This window comes from Peribacillus sp. NPDC058002, assembly GCF_042886655.1.
GTDB classification, from domain to species: domain Bacteria; phylum Bacillota; class Bacilli; order Bacillales; family DSM-1321; genus Peribacillus; species Peribacillus aracenensis.
The window spans coordinates 1-20,744 of record NZ_JBHVQU010000050.1 but is presented as its reverse complement, the minus strand read 5'-3'; the positions used below and the strand labels follow the sequence as shown (position 1 = coordinate 20,744).

The window sequence follows — 20,744 nt, the reverse complement described above, 5'->3', positions numbered from 1 at the left end:
GTTTGCTTACTTTGGGTTTTCCCTTATTTACCATAAGATAAACTGGAAATAATAAACTATCTTGGGATTGACATAATAAATAAAACAATAGTAATCTACATATAGTTAAATGACTGAACTACTTTTTGGGAGGTACAACGATGTCTAATGACAAAGTTTCTGGATTGATTGATCGATATATGAGGGTTTCCTTCTATGTCAATAAAATGGGTGAGCTTTTAATAAAAGATCAGATTTGTGATGTGCTGACGAACGAACAATACTATACTTTACGGTTCATTCAACAACAGCGGTTGTGTACATCGACGGAAATCAGTGATGCCTTTTATATTAATAAGAGTGCCGTCACGTCCAACATCAACAGGCTGGAAGGCAAAGGATTGATAGAACGGGAACAGGACCTGGGTGACCGAAGGGTCTTTCACCTGAAGCTTTCCAAAGAGGGGGAAGCATTGTTACTGGAAACGGAAAATAAGATTCATAAATTGGTAGAGAGCATCATGACGAAATTCGATTATGAAGAGATCGTTAAATTCCTTGATACATATGAGAAGCTTTCACAAATTTTCATTCAAATGAAAAATGAGGAAAGGGGGGAAATATAAATGAGGGGGATCATAAAGGGAAGATGGCTGGTCATTATCGTTTGGGTTGCAATGACAGCAGGATTATTGTTTGCGGCACCGAATATGGCGGAACTTGTCCGGAATAAGGGACAGCTGGATGTACCGGCAGAGTATTCCTCCGGGATGGCCAATGCGCTAATGAAAGAGATCCAGGATAAGGATGAGTCACAAGTGGCTCTCGTATTCCATGGTGATAAGAAGTTGACTTCCTCGGAATTGAAAGAGATTGAGATAGCGGTCCAAAAGCTTGAAAAGAATAAAGCGGAGCTTGGTATCAAAGAGGTCATGACCCATTTTAAAGAGCCCTCGCTAAAAGGTCAGTTGGTCTCGGAAAATGAATCAACAGTTTTGACTTCCATCACGATGGTAAAGGGGGACCGAGAAGCTAAGGATGTGATCGATGCCCTTTATAAAGAGTTGGAACAAGTGGATGTCGAGCATTATTACACAAGCAGCTGGATGATCGATGAAGACCTTAATGCCAATTCCCAAGAGGGGCTGAAGAAAACTGAAGGCATCACGGTTGTCTTCATTCTGGCTGTATTGCTGATAGTCTTTCGTTCAGTGGTGACACCGATCATTCCGTTAGTGACAGTCGGTTTCACTTATTTATGTTCACAATCCATCGTCTCATTCCTGGTGGATAAATGGGACTTTCCGATTTCGTCTTATACCCAAATATTCCTGGTAGGTATTTTATTTGGGATCGGGACTGATTATTGCATCCTGCTTCTTAGTCGTTTCAAGGAGGAGCTATCGTCACAGGAGTCCTTGCCTGAAGCGATCGTGGAGACATACCGAACCGCCGGCAAGACTGTCTTCTTCAGTGGGCTGACCGTAATGATTGGCTTTGCGGCAATCGGTTTTTCTACTTTTAAGCTCTATCAATCTGCGGCGGCCGTTGCCATAGGGGTTTTCATTTTAATGATCGCCCTTTATACGATCGTTCCATTTTTCATGGCCGTTCTTGGCAAGAAGCTATTTTGGCCGGCAAAAGGGAAGCTTGAGCATAGTGAAAGTAAACTATGGGGAATTCTGGGTAACTTCTCCTTGAACCGCCCATTGTTGGCGCTTATGATCGTGGCAATCGTCTGTGTTCCCTTTTTGTTTATGTATGATGGGAAGATTTCATATAACTCCCTTGAAGAAGCGGGCGGTGATGTTCCTTCCATCATGGCATTTAATATCATTTCCGATGAATTCGGGCCAGGACAATCCATGCCAACACAGATTGTCATAAAAAATGACGAACGCATGGATTCGGAGGATTACATCGCACTTGCTGAAAAAATCAGCCAGGAAGTCGTCAAGGTGGATGAAGTCGATGTAGTTCGTTCCATGACCCGCCCGACAGGTGAACCCATTAAGGACTTATTTGTCGCGAACCAAGCCGAAACTTTGGAAAAGGGGATCGGGGAAGGAAATGAAGGCATTAAACAAATCAGTGATGGATTAAAGACGGCAGGCAGTGAGCTTTCCGATTCAGGACCGCGCTTGAAACAAGCGACGGATGGAATAGGGGGTCTCATATCAGGCACCAATGAATTAAAGAGCGGCGTAGGTCAGGTGGAGAAGGCGTTAACAAGCATTGAAGCAGGCATTCGCGATGGTTCCTCAGGGACTGGGGATATAAAAAACGGCCTGATTGAGGTCAAGGCAAACTTGGAAAAGCTCGCTGCCGGAAGCGGACAGCTCCTCGAAGGCTATAAACAATCAGCTAATGGGTTAAGTGAGCTCACAGGGGGATACAAAGAGATTCAAACTAACCTTACGGGCGTATCACAAAGCCTTGCCGGTTTAAATCCTTCTTTTGAGCAAATGGAAGCCGCACATCCAGAGTTACAGGCTGATCAGTCCTATCAAACGATCAAGCAAACGGTGCAAGGGGCACAGGGTGGCTTGGAGCCCATGGCAGCAGGCCTTTCGGAACTCAATAGGAATCTTGGTTCAGTGTCCGGCGGTTTGAATACAGCGAATCAAAATATGGCAGAGATCGTAAAGGGTCAAACTTCTCTTGGAGAGGGCCTGAACCAATTGATTTCAGGTGTTGACACTTTACAAAAAGGCCTAAGCACGATGGCCAATGGTCAGGGGGAAGTCATAAATAACCTGTCAGGATTTAAAGGAGGACTTACTAGCTTAAGTAATGGGCAGCAAGAGCTTCTAAATGGTTTTTCAAGCCTCGGCGGACAACTTACCGATTTGACAGATGGCTTAAATGAAAGTGCGGATGGTCTGAATGAAGTCCATGATGGACTATCGTCTGCACAGGGTTATTTATCAGGACTGGCAAAAACGGATAAAACGGTAACAGGCATGTACATTCCCAAAGAAGTAGTGGAAAGCGAAGAATTCGGGGAGGCATTGAACGCGTATTTATCTGAAGATGGTAAAATCATGACAATGGATGTGGTATTCAAGGCAAACCCATATTCCAATGAAGCAATTGAGCAAATCGATTCGATCGAGGCAGCCGTTGAAAGAGTAACGAAAGATACAAAGCTTGAAAATGCGCAGGTGGCGATAGGGGGAATCACAAGTACGCATCATGACTTGGGCATGATGTCTGAGGAGGATTTCTCGCGGACGGTCGTTTTGATGCTGTCGGGTATCGCAATCATTCTCTTTTTCATGCTGCGATCCCTGGTCATGCCGGTCTATTTGATTGTGTCGCTCGTTTTGACTTATTATACAGCGGCAGCCATTACAGAATTGATTTTTGTTAATATTCTCGGTTATGCCGGCATCGGCTGGGCAGTTCCTTTCTTTGCGTTCGTTATCTTGATTGCACTTGGCATTGACTATAGCATTTTCTTGATGGATCGCTTTAACGAATGGAAAGGTAAACCGGTCAAGGAAGCGATGTTACTGTCCATGAGAAAAATGGGAACGGTGATCATCTCAGCAGCTGTCATTCTGGGTGGGACCTTTGCTGCCATGATGCCAGCAGGAGTTTTATCGCTCTTGGAGATAGCCACTTTAATTTTGGTGGGGCTCGCTTTATATGCGTTTGTCATATTGCCATTGTTTATTCCTGTTATGGTTGCGACGTTTGGTAATGCGAATTGGTGGCCCTTTTTGAAGAATAAGGAATAAAGGGAAGTACCCATTGAATAAAAGAAGGCATCAAAGTGGATGCCTTCTTTTATATGACTGCTTCATGATGAACATAAAAGCTTATGTATTCCTTTTTGGCTATATCGGTTCATAATTGGGCGATTCTTGTTTTATATTTCGCGATGATCTTTTGATTGTGTTCATCTGCCCCTTCGATATTACTGCTTAGGAATACGGGAGGTGTTTCCCCTGTTTCAATAATCGTTTGGATGACTTGCGTGAATATCATATTGAGGAGAACGGCCCCGATCACGGTCGATCCAGAACCAAAAGATATATTATTTGATTTCAGTAATGTGTCACCTTTGGCAATATGGTTGTCTATGACCAAATCAACGACATCGTGGAGATAATGCTTCTGTTTATGCCGCGAAGGACAACTTTTTGCATACTCCGGTGATGTTAGTCCAATGACGAAGGCCCCTTTTTCTTTTGCGATAGTGGCGACATCTATGGGAACGGGATTTACGCCGGATGATGAAATGACGATACAGACATCACCAGGACGGATATCCTCATCATGCATGAATTTCTCTGATAGGTCATTTTGCCGTTCAAGTTGGGATGACCTTGAAGCTCCCTTAAAAAGCATCAAATCTTCAACGAAAATAGGACGAATTGCGGCTAACCCACCTGCCCGGTAGAATACCTCTTCGGTCAAAATATGAGAGTGCCCGCTTCCGAATAGATGGATGATTCCATCCGACATCACCGCTTTTGAGATATGGTCCACGGCTTCCTTAATTGACTGCTTTTCCTGTTCTCCCACAATTGTGAGTAAAGCCTGCACTTCTTCAAAGTATGAATTCATATTTGTGACACCCTCCGATTACCTTTGGCAATTAAAAGACTTTAGTGATGAAAATATTCAATTTTATCTGCTTATAGTGATAGTGAACTTATATCTGTCCGCACGATATGCCGATTTAACATATTCGAGGGGAGTTCCATCCATTAGGAACGTATTCCTCTGAATGAATAATATGGGTGAGTGCTTTGGAATCGCTAAATGGGTGACTTCTAATTCAGAAGCAATCGATGATTCCAACGTTTGTGTAGCATAATCTATTTTAAGTTTAACGTAATTCTCAACATATTGGTAAAGAGAGAGGTTAATGATCTCTTCCGTTAACCCTTTAATTAAATTGGCAGACATGTATACGGTCTCGAGGGCCATTGGAACATCATCAGCCAACCGAATGCGTTTTATTTCATAAACGGGAGCATAAAGGGAAATGTGCAATTCACTGGCAATCTTTTTATCAGCCGGAATGATTTCAAAGCTCAGCAGCTTACTGCTTGGATTTAATCCCCTGGCTTTCATGTCCTCGGTGAAGCTGGTCAACCCATTGAGCTGCTGCTCCAGTTTCTTATCGGCGACAAAGGTTCCCCTCCCTTTTTGACGGTATAAGTATCCGTCATTCACCAAATTATTTATGGCTTGCCGGACGGTCATCCGGCTAATTTCGAATTGCTCGGCATATTCACGTTCAGATGGAAGGGCATTGTGCGCTTGGAACTCACCGTTTTCTATTTGTCTTTTTATTTGTTCTTCGATTTGAAAATAAATCGGAAGAGGTGAGTTTTTATCAATCATCGACTTTCGCTCCTTTTAGGGTATTATCACTCCGGATAAAGCTTTTTGGTCTGCGATAATTGTAACACTATTATGTTTTTTTAGGATAGATGCAGGGAAGTCCTCGGAAATGTCACCGTTTATCAATTTCTTCAAGGTTTCGGCTTTTTCTTCACCAGATATCAGCAGCAGGATTTCCTTGCTTTTCATGATCGTTGAAATGCCCATCGTAACGGCATGTGTAGGAACTTCGTCTATGGAATCGAAATAACGTGCATTCGCTTGGCGCGTTGAATCTTCAAGTGTCACGACATGTGTACCCGATGTGAATGAAGTTCCAGGTTCATTAAAACCAATATGGCCATTTTGCCCAATACCAAGTATCTGAAGATCGATCCCTCCCACTGAATCAATCATTTCGTCATACCGTTTACATTCCCCGTTAGTATCATCAGCCGTACCATTTGGCAGGTGAGTACGCTCTTTATTTATATTGATGTGAGTGAATAAGGAGTCATTCATATAATAATGGTAACTGTTTGGATCATTTGGTTTTAAGCCGACATACTCATCAAGATTAAAAGATGTTACATTTTCATAGGAAGTATGATTATTCACATGATCTTCAATCAAATTATCATACATTCCTTTTGGGGTGCCGCCTGTAGCAAGGCCCAACTTAATATTTGGATTTCCTTTGACTTTTCTGATCACTGTTTCTGCAGCTGTCCGGCTCATTTCCAAGTAGTCCTGCACTTGTATGATATTCATTATACATTCTCCTTTTTAAAAGCTAAATTTCCTCTGCAGAACGTCATTTCAACGTCCAAGCGGTCATTCAATATTACAAGATCGGCGTCTTTTCCGACCTGGATGCTTCCTTTTCTGTCAAAAATCCGAAGCTGTTTGGCAGGGTTTTCTGCCGTCATTTTTATAATGTCAGTCATGGAACAATCGGTATATTCCAATGTGTTCTTGATCGCATCGTTCATTTTCAATATACTGCCGGCTAGTGTACCGTCTGAAAGCGTTGCTCTCGTTTCGTTCACATACACAGGCTGACCTCCTAAATCATAGGTTCCCTTTTCAAGCCATTTGGCACGAAGCGAGTCCGTTATCAAAATCATGCGTTCACTGGTAATTTGGTTATACGCCAGCTTCACCATTTCCGGCCTGCAGTGAATGCCGTCAGCAATAAGTTCAACATATAGCTCGTCTCGAAGATAAGCAGCTCCCAAAACACCAGGTTCGCGGTGATGCAGTCCCCGCATCCCATTATAAAGATGTGTAACATGGGTAGTACCCGCCTGGATTGCTTCATCTATTTGGTCATATGTTGCATCTGAATGTCCAATGGAGGCGACGACGCCAGTTCCCCTTAAATGGGCGGCTAGATCTAATCCATTTGGTTGTTCAGGAGCAAGCGTTACAAGCTTGATTTGATTTTCGGCCAGTTCCTGCCACTTTTTAAATAGAGTGACATCTGGATCAATGATATAATCCTCAGGCTGCGCTCCTTTACGGGCCGGTGAAATGAAAGGACCTTCTAAATGGATCCCGACTATTTCAGCGTGTTCTTCAGTTTGATTTTCGATATATTTACCAGCATTAAGAAGGGCTGATTCAATGGCTTCGGTAGATTGAGTCATTGTAGTGGCCAGAAAGCTTGTGGTTCCTTCTTTGGGAAGAGTCCCTGCCATTGTGGATAATGCTTCATATGTGGCATCCATTGCATCGCAATTGGATGCACCGTGAATATGAATGTCGATGGCACCGGGAATTACCTGATAATCCGGTGAAAGAGTAATTACTTTGGCATCATCGTCCTGTTTGTATTGGCTGACTGGACCAACCTCGGCAATTTTTCCATCCACGACTTTAATATACCCATTTTTGTATGTTTCCTTTTCGCTATGAACTATTAGATCATTAATAATGAATGTTTTCATACATAATCTCCTTTATGAAAGTAAAACTTAATGAATGAGTCATGAAATGGTCTCACATATTTTGCCCTCATTTTATCGCTTTTATTAAAAGTTGTCTAGACCAGTTGGAAAGTATAAGGAATAAAAAAGATATTATTGCTTTATTTACAAAGAATATAGTATATTTTCAAGGAAATTGGTATAGACATCTATATATTTTCTGTGCTAGTATAATCCAAAGAAAAGTTATTATATTGATAAAATGAAAACGCTTTATACTTCTCATTCAACAGAATCAATAGAAGAAGTTAGGAACAAGGGAGATGAGTTCGATGTTGAATTTTTTACAAAAGATTGGTAAAGCTCTTATGCTGCCAATTGCTGTTTTGCCGGCCGCAGCTATATTGCTTCGCTTAGGTCAGCCAGATTTACTTGATATTGCATTTATGGCGGCCGCGGGAAAAGCGATTTTTGATAATCTTGCCTTACTATTCGCTTTAGGTATTGCAATAGGTTTATCTAAAGACGGTAGCGGTGCAGCGGCATTAGCTGGTCTTGTTGGTTACTTTGTTTTAACGAATGGAACACAAGCAATTAATAAAGATATCGATATGGCTGTTTTAGGCGGTATTATATCAGGTATCGTTGCAGCTCTCCTATATAATAGATACTCCGACATAAGACTCCCTGAATGGCTTGGATTCTTTTCAGGGAAAAGGTTCGTCCCAATCATCACTTCGCTTGCGATGATTATACTTGCGGGGATATTCGGCTTTGTCTGGCCGCCAATTCAGGATGTAATCAATAGTGTTGGAGACTGGATTACAGGTGCAGGGGCATTGGGTGCCGGCGTATTCGGCGTATTGAATCGCTTATTGCTTCCAGTAGGATTGCATCATGTCCTGAATAGTATGGTTTGGTTTGTTTTTGGTGAATTTAATGGTGCGACAGGTGATATAAATCGTTTCTTCGCAGGGGACCCGACAGCTGGGCCCTTCATGACTGGCTTTTTCCCAATCATGATGTTCGGACTTCCAGCTGCAGCATTAGCGATGATTGCAGCTGCTAAGAAGGAGAAACGTAAATTGGTAACGGGGATGCTTGTTGGGTTAGCTTTCACTTCTTTCTTAACAGGAATCACAGAACCGATTGAATTTCTATTCATGTTCATCGCCCCAGTGTTATATGTAATACATGCCCTTTTAACCGGGGTCTCTATGGCACTCGCTGTTATGTTGGATATCCATCATGGTTTTGGATTCTCCGCAGGCGCCATTGATTATTTCTTGAACTTTGGTATAGCGCAAAAACCGCTATGGTTAATACCGATTGGATTGGTATACGCGGTCGTTTACTTCGTGATTTTCTATTTTGTCATCAAGATCATGGATTTAAAAACACCAGGCCGTGAAGACGATGAGGAAAATATGGAAGAAGAAACGATTGTGAAAACAGGGGATAAATATACCGATATGGGATCGCTTTTCATTCAAGATCTTGGCGGTAAAGAGAATATAATGCTAATTGATAACTGTGCAACACGCTTACGTTTACAAGTGGCCGATTCAGGGAATGTGAATGAAGCAGCCTTAAAAAGGCATGGTGCGCGCGGTGTCATGAAATTAAATAAATCGAGTGTACAAGTTATTGTTGGAACGAATGTCGAATTCGTTGCAAATGCAATGAAACAACTTGTCAAAAATGACGTCAATCCAAGCAAAGTGAAAACAAGTCCAGCTGCACAAGTGGCAGAGGATAAAATGGAAGAAAACCAAGCTTTAGGTGCAAATGATTTTGTTCTTCCAATTGAAGGAACCGTTTTACCGATCGAACAAGTTCCCGATCAAGTGTTTGCCATGAAAATGATGGGGGATGGCTTTGCTATCGAGCCTGTCAATGGAAAACTAGTATCCCCAATTGATGGGGAAGTTCTAAGTATTTTCCCGACAAATCATGCACTCGGATTGAAAATGGATAATGGTTTGGAAATCCTGATCCATGTTGGGTTGGATACAGTTAAACTAAATGGTGAAGGGTTTACATCTCTTGTGCAGGAAGGTCAAAGAATAACAAAAGGAACTCCTCTTTTGGAAATTGATTTAGATTTCATAAAACGGAATGCACCATCAACGGTCACTCCTATTATATTCACTAACTTACCTGAAGGAACGGCAGTGAAGTTGCAAAAGTCAGGGATCCAGAAACAAAATACACCGGATATCATCCGGTTGAAAAAACTATAAATTTATGAAAAAAGGGGTGCCGACTTGTCGGCATCCCTTTAGACTTTAGACTGTATACAAACTCAAAGAAAAGCGAGTTTGCCCGCAGTTTTTTTCATGGCTTGAACAATTTGGATGTTGATTTCCGCTCAAGAAACTCGCTTTTCCCGCAGGAGTCTCCCACCTTCCTCTCCAAACAACTATGTTATAAAATTCAGATGGAAACAATGCCTGAGGAATTGGAAGTGTTGGATGAAACGGCTTCTTTGTATACTTTTTGCTGTGATAAATTGTCATAGCCAAAACAAACGGGCACCCCATTGGCAGGACCTACCATACCCTTGCATGAATACGAAAGACTTCTTCTAAAACGGCAGGTGTTATGATTTCGCCTTTTGGTGACGCCTCCGGCAATTCCTAAACTCAGTCCCACCAAAACGGCAATTACGGAAAGTTGCGCTTGTAACGAGGTGCTCAAGGTATTGGAGATGCCGTTGTTCAGGCTTTAGCCAAGCTTGGCGTTATTGTGGCGGCCATTGATTATAATGTGAACAGCTTGATAAATATGTAAGTGAATTGAAGTCTCAAGGCTTGGGGGTATATGCCTTTGCAGCGGATGTGAGCGACAGTCATGCAATCAATTGCACATTTGGTCAAATTGAGAATGGTATTTGGTCCCATAGATTCACTGGTCAATGTTGTCGGAGTGTTACAGGGAAGAAGTACAAACCAAGAAAGGCAAATAGCAAGTATTGTTCTTTGGATTGCAGCAACAAACTTGGATGGGAATGTCCATCTGTTAATTTCCTGAAGTCATTTCTTTGTCTAGCAGCCATATAAATAAAAAAAGAGCCTGTTCGATTTGAAACAGGCTCTAAAAATTATATTAGGTACTTAAGACTCAGGGCAAAAGAGTCTTAAGCATTCGAGCATATGCCGGTTATTTCTGAAGCATCAACGATTCGCTGAACCTCTGATCCCTCAAGTGTCTCTTTTTTTAATAACTCTTCAACGAGCTCTTCATATTGTAAGCGATTCGAATCAATCAACATTTCCGTTTCAGAAATCGCTTTCGTGAATAATTCCTGCATCTTTTGCTCCTTCTCACCTTTATTAAAGGTGAGGGTAAATCCATCCTGAAGCATTCCGGTATCGACCATTTGTTCAAGCAGGTGCTTCGCCTGTTGTACATCTCCGCCTACACCGATGCTATGTTCTCCTAAATACATTCTTTCCGCCACGCCACCTGCTAAGATCATTTTGACTTGATCAAGCAATTCACTGGCTGTTGCCAGATGGAGTTCTTTTGGTATTGGCGCTACATATCCAAGGGCTTCCCCACGCGGAATGATGGTCGCCTTTCGGACGGAACCGGGCTTTGTCAAACCTGCAATAAGGGCATGTCCACTTTCATGAATGGCTACGCGCCGCTTCGTATCCGCATCATTCAAGGTACGTGATGTCGCTCCAAGTATCGTACGGTCAATGGCGTAATCAAGGTCCTGTTTACGAATCATGTCCTGTTCATTCCTCAGTGCATGACGTGAGGCAGTATCGAACAGGGAACTTAAGTCAGCGCCGGAGAAACCGGATGTACTTTCAGCCAACTCATCCAGGGAAGCCAGGACATCTGTCGCTAGACGCTTTCCCTTCGTATGGATATCGATGATTTCCTTTCTTCCTTGTGTATCTGGAAGTGGAACTTGGAAAGAAAAATCAATCCTGCCCGGACGTAGAAATGCCTCATCGAGCATATCTTTCCGGTTGGTCGCTGCAATGAATAAAATACCTTCATTTGGGTGGCCGCCATCCAATTGCACAAGCAGTTCAGTTAACGTTTTTTCGCCTTCTTCCCCGCCATGAGCTTTCCTTTTACCAGCCAACGCGTCCACTTCATCGATGAAAATGACAGCTGGCGATTGCTTACGTGCATTTTGGAAAAGGCTGCGGACACGGGCTGCACCGACACCAACAAACATTTCGTTGAAGGCTGAACCGCTCGTTGAGAAGAAGTTTGCACCAAGCTCTTTTGCAATTGCCTGTGCAAGCAGCGTTTTCCCCGTTCCAGGGGGGCCATATAATAAAATGCCTTGAGGCGGCTTAATTCCAATTTTAGCTGAACGTTCAGGTTCCTTCAGTGTAGTGAGTGTCTGTAGGATTTCCTGTTTGATTTCGGATTGCAAACCGCCTACATCATCCAAAGTTATCTCTGGCAGGGGTTTTGGGGTGGAAAGGCTTTGTTTTTTACTGCCGATCCGCAATCCATTCTTTGATTTTTTCTGTATTATGACACCGGTTGTGACGAGAGCCGCCATTAATCCGCCTAAAATCCATAATGCAGATTTATTAGTTGATGAAAAAGAATATTGAACGTTATAAGTTTCGACAAGTTTATTGATCATTTGACTGTTGGGAGGAATATTGGAAACATATTCTCCATCTGGCGTGGAGATGTGAAGAGTGCCATTTCTTTTTTCTTCAATGGTGACAAGGGCTCCATTTTGGGCTTTAATCGTCTTTTCTACCGAAGAAAAGGGAATGACCATATCCTTTGACTGAGTAACAACATACCAACTGACTCCAGCAATTATCACAATGAGAGCCGTAAGGAACGGCAGCAATTTCGAAACTAATTTAGAGTTCGAGTTCAATTTTTCATCTCCTTTAAGAGTATATATCCAGTATAAAATTTTTAAACATGTAATCTATAGGTCTTTGTACCTTAAAATAAAGGTAAATAATGTGAAATGCAAGAAATAATATTTATTATGGAAGTTTAAGGAGTCCGGAATTTTGAAATATTTAATCTAACCAGCATATTAGACTTTTTAAAAGCGAAATGCTAAAGTGAAAGGGTCTAAGTCATGAAAAAATAAAATGGTAGAAGAGTGTGAAGTTCTATGAGTAAATTTATAAAAGACTATATGATTACGATGAAGGATATCGTTAGAGAAGGGGATCCCATTCTGCGTCAGGTAACGGATGAAGTTAGCCTGCCGATTTCGGATGAAGATCGTGAAACGTTGGAATGCATGATGCAATACCTGAAAAATAGTCAGGATCCAAAACTCCAAAAGAAGTTCAACCTGCGTGAAGGAGTTGGGTTGTCTGCAAATCAGATAGGCTTGAATAAACGCATGTTCGTCATGTATTTTCCCGACGAAAAGGGGAAGCTGTTTGAATATGCCCTTGTGAATCCGAAAATCATCAGTCATTCGGCCACAATGATCTATTTACCGCAAAGTGAAGGCTGCCTTTCTGTCGACCGTGATATTAAAGGATATGTACCGCGTTATGAACGGGTTAAAATTAAAGCGTTGGATGGTAATGGCGAGGAAATTGAGATGCGGCTGAAGGGCTTTGCTGCTATCGTTTTTCAACATGAGTTAGATCATTTAAACGGGATGATGTTTTATGATCGGATCAACACCGAAAACCCTTTCAAGCTTCCGGAAAATGTGGAAGTGAAAAGTCTGTAAGTCCAAAAAAAGGCAAAGCGCCATGCTTTGCCTTTTTATGTTATGGCTGTGGAAGAATATCTTCTTTCATATGCTTTTGCAAATCACTGAATATGGCCATGCTCATTTGCTGGTACCCTTCTGAAGTGAGGTGGATGCCATCATCGCTAATCAAGCGCTCCAAGTCGCCGGAGGATTTAATATAGGAACGGACATCAATCAAAGGCACCTTCAGTTCCTCTGCAAGGTGTTTCAATTGGCGATTATACATCCCATGCCAATGTTCAATACCACCTACATGGGAAACGAAATGCCCGATCGAATGCCCGAACTTATCAGCAATGGATCTGTAATACCTGGCAGGGTCAAGTGGCGGGAGAGTTAAAAGGAATGGTTTTACATGTTTGTCCTGAATCTGTTTGACAAGTTGTGTGATATTATCCAGGTAGCGTTCGATTGGAACGATGGGCTCATGGTCACCTTCTGGATTCTTGGCTACTTCATCCCAATGGAAGTTACAGTCGTTTCCACCGACCTCGATTAATACGATATCGGGATTTTCTGACATGACGTCTTTCTCGATTCGGCTAACCAACAGGTCGGAGTTGTCATTGAAAACCCCTTTATTCAAGACTTCCACGAATGGCAAAGATTCTGTTAGCTTAGCTAAAGAGTTCGGATAATTTTCTTTAATGATGCGAAGGCGCCCCTTAACATAAGAAATGCCTCTTGTTAAACTGTCACCAAAACATACGATTTTCAAACTTCTCACCTCGGTATGTGAATGTGTTACTTATATTTTAGTTGTGGAATGATTTTTCGGCAATATTCACCTCCAATAAACAAAAAGCGCTGCACTTGCAGCGCTTTTTGTTTATTGTATTGATTCCTTTTTTGAGGCTGTTTCCACTCTTGTTTTTCCCATGAAGAACACAGTGATTGCAGCAAGACCGATCGGAATGAGGGCCAAGGTGAAGATCAATGAAATCGAATCGGACATCGCGTGAACGATTTTATCCAGGATAAAGTCCGGAATCTCGGCACGTGCATCCGATTGGAAGAGCTGCCGTGGGTCATCCATCAATCCGGCTGTATCCGGACCTCCTTGCATTCCTTTAAACGCATCCGTCATTTTACTTTGGAATACATTGGTCTGAATCGCTCCATAAATCGTTACACCGAGTGTCATCCCAAATGAACGGAGGAATGAGTTTGTGGAGTTGGCCGACCCCCTGAATCTAGGTTCCAGGTTGTGAATGGACGCAATAGGCAAAAGGGAGAAGGAAAAGCCCATGCCAAATCCAGTCAGAATCATGTACAAAGTTAATAAAGTCCTGCTGGTATCAGGGGTGATGGTCCCTAATAGAAGCATTCCGGCAAAATAACAGATGACGGAAATCGTCATTAAGTTGCGAAAGCTTGTTTTGGTATTGAATATCCCGCCAACTGCACTGCCGAATACTGAACCAAGCATCATGGGAGTAAGGATCAATCCTGCATTTGTTGCGGAACCGCCGTAGACTGCCTGGACGAAAATCGGGATATAGACGGTTAAAATAATGAATGTGCCGCCATAAAGAATGGCTAAAATCTGAGAAGTGGCAAATAATCGCCTTTTAAACAGCCATAATGAAATGATTGGATCTTTTGCTCTTTTTTCGAAAAAGAAAAATGAAACGAAGAAAACCACGAAACTGGCAAACAGACCTATGATAGGAGAGGAACTCCAGCCATACTCCCCGCCCAGTTCGAGAGCGAACATTAAGCTGATAACGGCAATGACGAGAGTTGCTGCGCCACCCCAGTCAATTTTTTGTTCTTGAGTGTTGGGTGACTCCTTGTAATAATTCCAGATGAAAAATAAAGAAATGATACCAATCGGAACATTGACGTAGAAAATCCAGTGCCAGCTGGAGTATTCAGTAATATAGGCACCTAAAAGCGGTCCCAATACACTTGAGGCCCCAAATACAGCGCCGAAAAGGCCAGTTAATTTCCCGCGTTTTTCAGGTGGGAAAATATCAAAAATGATCGTAAAGGCTATAGGCATCAAAGCGCCTCCGCCTATCCCCTGGATTGCACGGAAGATACTTAACTGCACAATGCTCTGGGCCATGCCGCATAATGCGGAACCGACCAAAAAGACTATAAGTCCGAAAATAAAAAACCGCTTTCTTCCATACATGTCGGAAAGCTTACCGAAAATCGGCATACTTGCCATCGTGGCGACCATATAGGCAGATGTCACCCATACAAACTTATCGAACCCGCCTAAATCAGAAACGATCGTTCCCATTGCAGTCGCAACAATCGTATTATCCATTGCTGACATCAAGATACCCAAAAGTAAACCGGCAACAATGAATTTTTGTTTTTTTTGAACGTTCATTTATTTTCCTCCTTCATATCAACCAGCTAATGAATTTCCTTTACATGGTTGAAGGGTAAACGTTAAGATGAAACAAAACATTTATCTTGAAAATCAAGATAAATTTAAGTGTAAAAGGGGTGGCATTTTATGTCAAGCGATAATGGGGTGAATGCAGCTCTGTTAGAGAGTTTAACACAAAGATTGCAACGGTATGGTATGAGGTCCGTTTTATTTCAACAAAACATGGCCCAGAAAATAGGGGTATCCCATACGGACTTAAAGAGTGCTGAAATATTGAATGAAACAGGACCGATTACCGCTGGTGAATTATCCAAAATTACAGGATTGAGTACGGGATCGGTTACGGCACTGATCAATCGCCTTGAGAACTCCGGTTATGTTAAAAGAGAACGAGATCAATTGGATGGAAGAAGGGTGATGATTGTGCCCATACCGGAAAGACAGGAACAGATTAAATTGCACTATCAATCGCTCTCTGTGGCCACCAAGGAGTTATGCTCCGCTTATAATGAGCAAGAGCTAATATTGATCAATGAATTCGTTGTGGATATCACGAAAATCATGGACAAAGAAAATGACAAGTTAATGAGTGAGCGTGAAAGGTAGCTGATTTATAGGCTGCCTTTTTTTATTTTTAGCCATCTGGTGGCTTATCATCCGAAAGGAAAAGGAATAGAGTTTTTGGAAGAGAATGCACAATGTCATGTTTCCATTAAAATATATATTGATAATGAATTTCATTATCTGCTAATATGAATCTACAAACCATTTCAAAGGGAGAATACAATATGAAGAAAGCAAAAGCGTCATTAGCAGTCTTACTATCAACCAGTCTATTATTTGGCTGTGCGCAGGAAAAGGAAGGAACTAAACCGGCAGATGATAAGGCCAAAGAAGTGAGTGCGAGTCAGCTTGATGGTGTATCTAGCGAGTACCGGGAATATGCCATTGGTGAAATAGAAGAGTTCGTAAACGCAACGGAAGAATTCACTACAGCCGTATCTGCCGGTGATATTGAAAAGGCGAAGGAATTATACGCACCAGCACGGATGCATTATGAGAGAGCGGAACCCATCGCAGAAGTTTTTGGCGATCTTGATCCCAAAATCGATGCGCGTAAAGGGGATGTCAAAGATGAAGAATGGAGCGGTTACCATAAGATTGAAATGGGATTATGGGAAGAAAATACAACAAAGGGATACGAAAAGTATGCAGAGCAATTAATGAGTGATGTTAATTTGCTTCGTGCTAAAGTTGAAACGGTTGAGGTAACACCCGATTTGTTGATCACGGGTGCGGTGGATTTATTGAATGAAGTTTCCACGAGTAAAGTGACAGGAGAAGAGGACCGATACTCCCATACCGATTTATATGATTTCGTGGCAAATGTTGAAGGTGCAGAGAAGATCTATGAACTGCTTACTCCAGCTTTAAAAGAAAAGGATGCGCAGCTTGCTGCGGAAATCCAAAAACGTTTTGACGATGTATACGGCTTGCTTGAAAAGCATAAGGAAGGGAATGGCTACATCTCATATACGGATTTAAAGGAATCTGAAGTCAAAGAGCTAAGTCAAGCAATTGATGCATTAGCTGAACCACTTTCGCAAATAGGGATTGTAACGGAGGAATCTTAATTGAAAGAACATACACCGAAAGATGAAACCGGGCTTTTTACAAAAAAGGTGAGTCGTCGAAATATGTTGAAAACGGCAGGAGTCGGTGGAATCGGAGTCGTGATAGGGGCATCCGGGTTTGGCGGGCTGCTGACACTTTCTGAACAAAAGGCGAAGGGACAAACTAAGGATATTGTTCCTTTTTATGGAGCGCACCAAGCTGGTATCACCACTGAAGCGCAAGATAACCTTTACTTCGCATCATTGGAAGTAACCACGGATAAAAGGTCAGACTTAATTCAGTTATTTAAGGATTGGACAGAGGCTGCGGCTCAGATGACAGCGGGGAATTTGATTGGTGATACATCACTTAATACGAATATGCCCCCAAAGGATACGGGGGAAGCGAAAGAATTATCACCTTCCAATTTAACGATCACTTTTGGCGTGGGTCCGACCCTGTTTTCGAAGGATGGCAAAGATCGATTTGGTTTGAAATCAAAAAGACCTGCTGAATTAAAGGACCTGCCCCAATTCCCTTTAGATGCTTTAGAAGAAGAATGGAGCGGTGGGGATATTTGTATTCAAGCATGTGCAGATGATCTTCAAGTGGCTTTCCATGCCGTCCGGAACTTAGTGAGGATCGGCAGAGGGAAAGCGATCATTCATTGGGCACAAACAGGATTTCAACGGACAAAGCAAGCCGATTCACAAAAAACGACACCGCGGAACTTATTCGGATTTAAGGATGGGACTGTCAATCCGGATACAAATGATAATAATGAAATGAATGAGCATGTTTGGGTGAAGGGTGAGGACGGTCCTGACTGGCTTGTTGGAGGCAGTTATATGGTGGTGCGCCGAATCCAGATGTACATTGAAGTTTGGGACCGGACTATATTGAAAGAACAAGAAAATACGTTTGGCCGTCATCGCGACAGCGGAGCCCCACTAGGAATGAAGAACGAGTTCGATACCGTGGATCTCGAAGCTAAAGACCCAAATGGAAATCGGGTCATTCCAGAAAATTCGCATATGAGTCTTTCCAGGGGGGACGGAAAAGCAAAGATATTGCGGCGTCCCTATTCATATGCAGATGGAATGGATCCTAAAACGGGGAGCTTCAATGCCGGCTTGTTATTCATTTGTTTTCAGCGAAACCCAAGTAAACAATTCATACCCATACAAGAACGACTGGCCAAAAGTGATAAGCTCAACGAATATATCGTTCACAGGGGCAGTGCCATGTTCGCTTGTTTACCAGGTGTGAAAAAGGGTGGCTATATCGGGGATTCCCTTTTTGGGTAAATATAATTTCAAAAAATGAGGACGTGAAAATCGCCAGCATGGATATTATCCAGTTGGCGATTTTAGTTCATGAATAAGGAGTGACCACTATGAAGGTTTCTAGATGGAAGAGTGGGATATTGGTTTTAGTCGTCAGCCTTTTATTTCTTTCGACTGATATAAAGATGGTTTCGGCGGGTGAAAACCATGATCAGCTTTTTGTTTATATTGGCGATAGTTTAATGAAGGTAAAATCCGGCGACCTTGAGGGAGTATCGAAGAATATCGATCTATTCGAGCAAGATTGGAAAACGATAAAAACGGACAGCGAGAGTGCGAGGAAAGTCGACGAGAAGCTATCCGCTGTAAAAAGTGCTGTGAGCGACCAAGCCTCCACAGATGAAATCAAAAAGCGATTATCGGCATTATCAAGTACTCTTGTTATTTATGATACAAACGAAAACCCTGTTGACAACACGGACTATAAAGAACGGTTAAAAGCGATACTTCCATTAATAGATAAGTTGGAGGCTTTGATAACTGAAGGTGACTTTGATCAAGCCAAAGTTCAATATAACAATCTCCTGAATCAATGGACCGATGCAGAGGTCATTGTCAGGGAGAAAAGTGTTGCTACATATGGTGAGCTTGAAACGAAAATGGCCTTTGTGCGGATAGCGATTACCCAAGACCCGCCTGATTCGGAAAAAGCCCAAAAAAATTTAACTGAATTGAAGGGTCTAATCGAGGATTTCCTTGCTGGTAAAGTTGAATTGGGAAGCCAGAAAAACACCTATTCACTTGGGGATGTAACAGAACTTTTACAAGGAAGTGCAACGGATATCGAAAAGGATGACATCGATTCTGCCGTTGATAAGCTAAATGAAATCTTAACAATTTGGCCCAATGTAGAAGGGGAGGTTTCCACAAGGGACAGCAAGCTTTACAGCGATATGGAAACGAAAGTCCCGACCGCAATCAGCCTATTGCAATCGAAAAAGGTAAAGGCGGATGAAGCAAAGGGAATCGTATCTGATTTAAACACAAGGTTACTCCCTTTAATTGAGGATACGGGTTATACAACCTGGGATGCAGCTCTGATCCTTTTACGGGAAGGGTTGGAAGCACTCTTGATTGTAGCTACATTACTGTCTTTCCTAAAGAAAATCGGGCAAGCGGACAAACAAAAATGGATTTGGACAGGGGTTGGTGCGGGTTTAGTTGCCAGTTCCATTTTGGCGGTCATAATCAATATCGTTTTCTCTCAGATCACGGCTGCTTCAAGCCGGGAATATATTGAGGGAATCACTGGTATTATGGCAGTATTGATGATGTTGACAATTGGTCTTTGGCTTCATAGTAAATCGAATGTCCATGCATGGAACCAGTATATCGGCAAGCAAATGAACCAGGCCATTGCGACGGGGAGCATCATCTCATTCGCTTTAATCAGTTTTCTATCCATATTCCGTGAAGGTGCCGAGACGATTATCTTTTATGCTGGAATGGCTCCTTATATGGAATTAAAGCAGCTGCTGAGCGGCATTTTCCTTGCCTTCCTCATTTTAGTGTTGATCGGTTTCATCATGCTGCGATACAGTGTGAAATTACCGATGACCCTATTCTTTAAAGTGGCAACGATACTCATATATGCCTTGGCTTTCAAGATTCTTGGAGTCTCCATCCACTCACTTCAGGTTTCTCAAGTGATACAGACAAATACGATCAGCTCTTTCCCATTTGTAGAAACGATAGGTCTTTATCCAACAATGGAAACGCTGGTACCGCAAGGTGTGTTATTATTGCTGATTGCATTGGCCACCATTTGGGTCAAAAAGAGTAATTCCACACGTGCAACCGAATAATAAAATGGGACTGACGAATGTCAGTCCCATTTTATTTGGGGTATTAACGAATAGATCGGCGATAGGAATAATGCTTCCATTGATAAAGGATAAAGCAGCCGATGCAGAATCCAAGAATGGCCATGAGAGAAGCCATTCCGACCATCAAGGTGAATATATAACCGGTAGCATTCCACCCCAGCAAGAAAGAAGTGAATCCAAGTCCTAAGCAAACGACTGCTATGGCCTGGTTGAATCGTTGCTGTGAATGATCTTCAGGAATATAATCGGAGGGTTTCTTTTTCAGAAAGAGCTTGGCCAGACGCATCACTGGATTGAAATTAAAGAGCATACCCAAAAGTCCTGCTGTTAAAGGAATCACTAATATCCACATTTGTCCCGTTAATAAGGCGGTGGCTACGCTTAACAAAATGACCCATTGATTCGTTCGTACTAAGGGACGGGGAATGGAACGGATTTCATTCGTCATACTAATAAGAACTTTCCTTATCTGTTTTGTGATATTTTATCTTTATTATAATCCCTTGTGAAGTGAATAGCTAATAAAATAAATTCAAAAATTACCCTTGTTTATAATTATTTTAATTTAGTATTGATTATCATAATAAAAGTAGTATAATATATTACTAGCAAGTATTTTTATGTGTAGATTTTTTTTGT

Annotated in this window: 17 protein-coding genes; 9 read left to right on the top strand and 8 right to left on the bottom strand. The window is 42.1% G+C overall.

All coding sequences use genetic code 11. From position 1 onward, the window contains the following. Positions 1-140 precede the first annotated feature (140 nt). Positions 141-605, top strand: a complete 465-nt coding sequence (locus ACFVSH_RS11655; RefSeq protein ID WP_387604722.1) for a MarR family winged helix-turn-helix transcriptional regulator — start codon at positions 141-143, stop codon at positions 603-605. Beyond that, entirely contained in the window at positions 606-3,722 is a 3,117-nt protein-coding gene (locus ACFVSH_RS11650; RefSeq protein ID WP_387706004.1) for an MMPL family transporter, read from the top strand. 109 nt (positions 3,723-3,831) lie between these two features. On the opposite strand, the gene ACFVSH_RS11645 is transcribed toward ACFVSH_RS11650, so the two are convergent. The 4 genes from ACFVSH_RS11645 to nagA form a co-directional block, all read right to left on the bottom strand. After that, entirely contained in the window at positions 3,832-4,554 is a 723-nt protein-coding gene (locus ACFVSH_RS11645; protein WP_260287637.1) for an SIS domain-containing protein, read from the bottom strand. Positions 4,555-4,617: 63 nt separating this feature from the next. After that, positions 4,618-5,340: a GntR family transcriptional regulator gene (locus ACFVSH_RS11640; RefSeq protein WP_260287638.1), complete on the bottom strand. Its 723-nt coding sequence runs from the start codon at positions 5,338-5,340 to the stop codon at positions 4,618-4,620. Between the two features lie 15 nt (positions 5,341-5,355). Then, complete coding sequence (gene nagB / locus ACFVSH_RS11635; protein WP_387706002.1) at positions 5,356-6,090, bottom strand: glucosamine-6-phosphate deaminase; 735 nt, start codon at positions 6,088-6,090, stop codon at positions 5,356-5,358. Next, positions 6,090-7,268, bottom strand: coding sequence for an N-acetylglucosamine-6-phosphate deacetylase (gene nagA, locus ACFVSH_RS11630; RefSeq protein ID WP_387706000.1), 1,179 nt, complete (start codon positions 7,266-7,268; stop codon positions 6,090-6,092). Before nagA ends, nagB begins: the two co-directional genes overlap by 1 nt. 311 nt (positions 7,269-7,579) lie before the next feature. On the opposite strand from nagA, the gene nagE reads away from it, so the two are divergent. Then, positions 7,580-9,490: an N-acetylglucosamine-specific PTS transporter subunit IIBC gene (gene nagE, locus ACFVSH_RS11625; RefSeq protein WP_387705998.1), complete on the top strand. Its 1,911-nt coding sequence runs from the start codon at positions 7,580-7,582 to the stop codon at positions 9,488-9,490. 610 nt (positions 9,491-10,100) lie between these two features. Continuing rightward, positions 10,101-10,280 (top strand): hypothetical protein, encoded by a 180-nt coding sequence (locus ACFVSH_RS11620; protein ID WP_387604732.1) that lies wholly within the window; start codon positions 10,101-10,103, stop codon positions 10,278-10,280. A 106-nt stretch (positions 10,281-10,386) separates the two neighbouring features. Here the strand turns inward: ACFVSH_RS11620 and ACFVSH_RS11615 are convergent, their stop codons facing one another. Further along, complete coding sequence (locus tag ACFVSH_RS11615; RefSeq protein ID WP_387705996.1) at positions 10,387-12,120, bottom strand: AAA family ATPase; 1,734 nt, start codon at positions 12,118-12,120, stop codon at positions 10,387-10,389. Between the two features lie 249 nt (positions 12,121-12,369). On the opposite strand from ACFVSH_RS11615, the gene def reads away from it, so the two are divergent. Next, complete coding sequence (def, locus tag ACFVSH_RS11610) at positions 12,370-12,948, top strand: peptide deformylase (protein ID WP_048688779.1); 579 nt, start codon at positions 12,370-12,372, stop codon at positions 12,946-12,948. A gap of 40 nt (positions 12,949-12,988) precedes the next feature. Here the strand turns inward: def and ACFVSH_RS11605 are convergent, their stop codons facing one another. Both ACFVSH_RS11605 and ACFVSH_RS11600 read right to left on the bottom strand, forming a co-directional pair. Further along, on the bottom strand, positions 12,989-13,690 hold the full coding sequence (locus tag ACFVSH_RS11605; RefSeq protein ID WP_387705994.1) for an SGNH/GDSL hydrolase family protein: 702 nt from the start codon (positions 13,688-13,690) through the stop codon (positions 12,989-12,991). A gap of 111 nt (positions 13,691-13,801) precedes the next feature. Further along, on the bottom strand, positions 13,802-15,316 hold the full coding sequence (locus tag ACFVSH_RS11600; RefSeq protein ID WP_387604738.1) for an MDR family MFS transporter: 1,515 nt from the start codon (positions 15,314-15,316) through the stop codon (positions 13,802-13,804). Between the two features lie 129 nt (positions 15,317-15,445). On the opposite strand from ACFVSH_RS11600, the gene ACFVSH_RS11595 reads away from it, so the two are divergent. The 4 genes from ACFVSH_RS11595 to ACFVSH_RS11580 all read left to right on the top strand — a co-directional run bounded on the left by ACFVSH_RS11595 (position 15,446) and on the right by ACFVSH_RS11580 (position 20,084). Next, positions 15,446-15,925 (top strand): MarR family transcriptional regulator, encoded by a 480-nt coding sequence (locus tag ACFVSH_RS11595; RefSeq protein ID WP_260287645.1) that lies wholly within the window; start codon positions 15,446-15,448, stop codon positions 15,923-15,925. Positions 15,926-16,107: 182 nt separating this feature from the next. After that, entirely contained in the window at positions 16,108-16,953 is an 846-nt protein-coding gene (efeO, locus tag ACFVSH_RS11590) for an iron uptake system protein EfeO (protein ID WP_387604740.1), read from the top strand. Further along, on the top strand, positions 16,954-18,240 hold the full coding sequence (gene efeB, locus ACFVSH_RS11585) for an iron uptake transporter deferrochelatase/peroxidase subunit (RefSeq protein WP_387604742.1): 1,287 nt from the start codon (positions 16,954-16,956) through the stop codon (positions 18,238-18,240). Positions 18,241-18,329: 89 nt separating this feature from the next. Beyond that, positions 18,330-20,084, top strand: a complete 1,755-nt coding sequence (locus ACFVSH_RS11580; protein WP_387604744.1) for an FTR1 family iron permease — start codon at positions 18,330-18,332, stop codon at positions 20,082-20,084. 43 nt (positions 20,085-20,127) lie between these two features. On the opposite strand, the gene ACFVSH_RS11575 is transcribed toward ACFVSH_RS11580, so the two are convergent. Next, positions 20,128-20,553: a DUF4395 domain-containing protein gene (locus ACFVSH_RS11575; RefSeq protein ID WP_387705992.1), complete on the bottom strand. Its 426-nt coding sequence runs from the start codon at positions 20,551-20,553 to the stop codon at positions 20,128-20,130. Positions 20,554-20,744 lie beyond the last annotated feature (191 nt).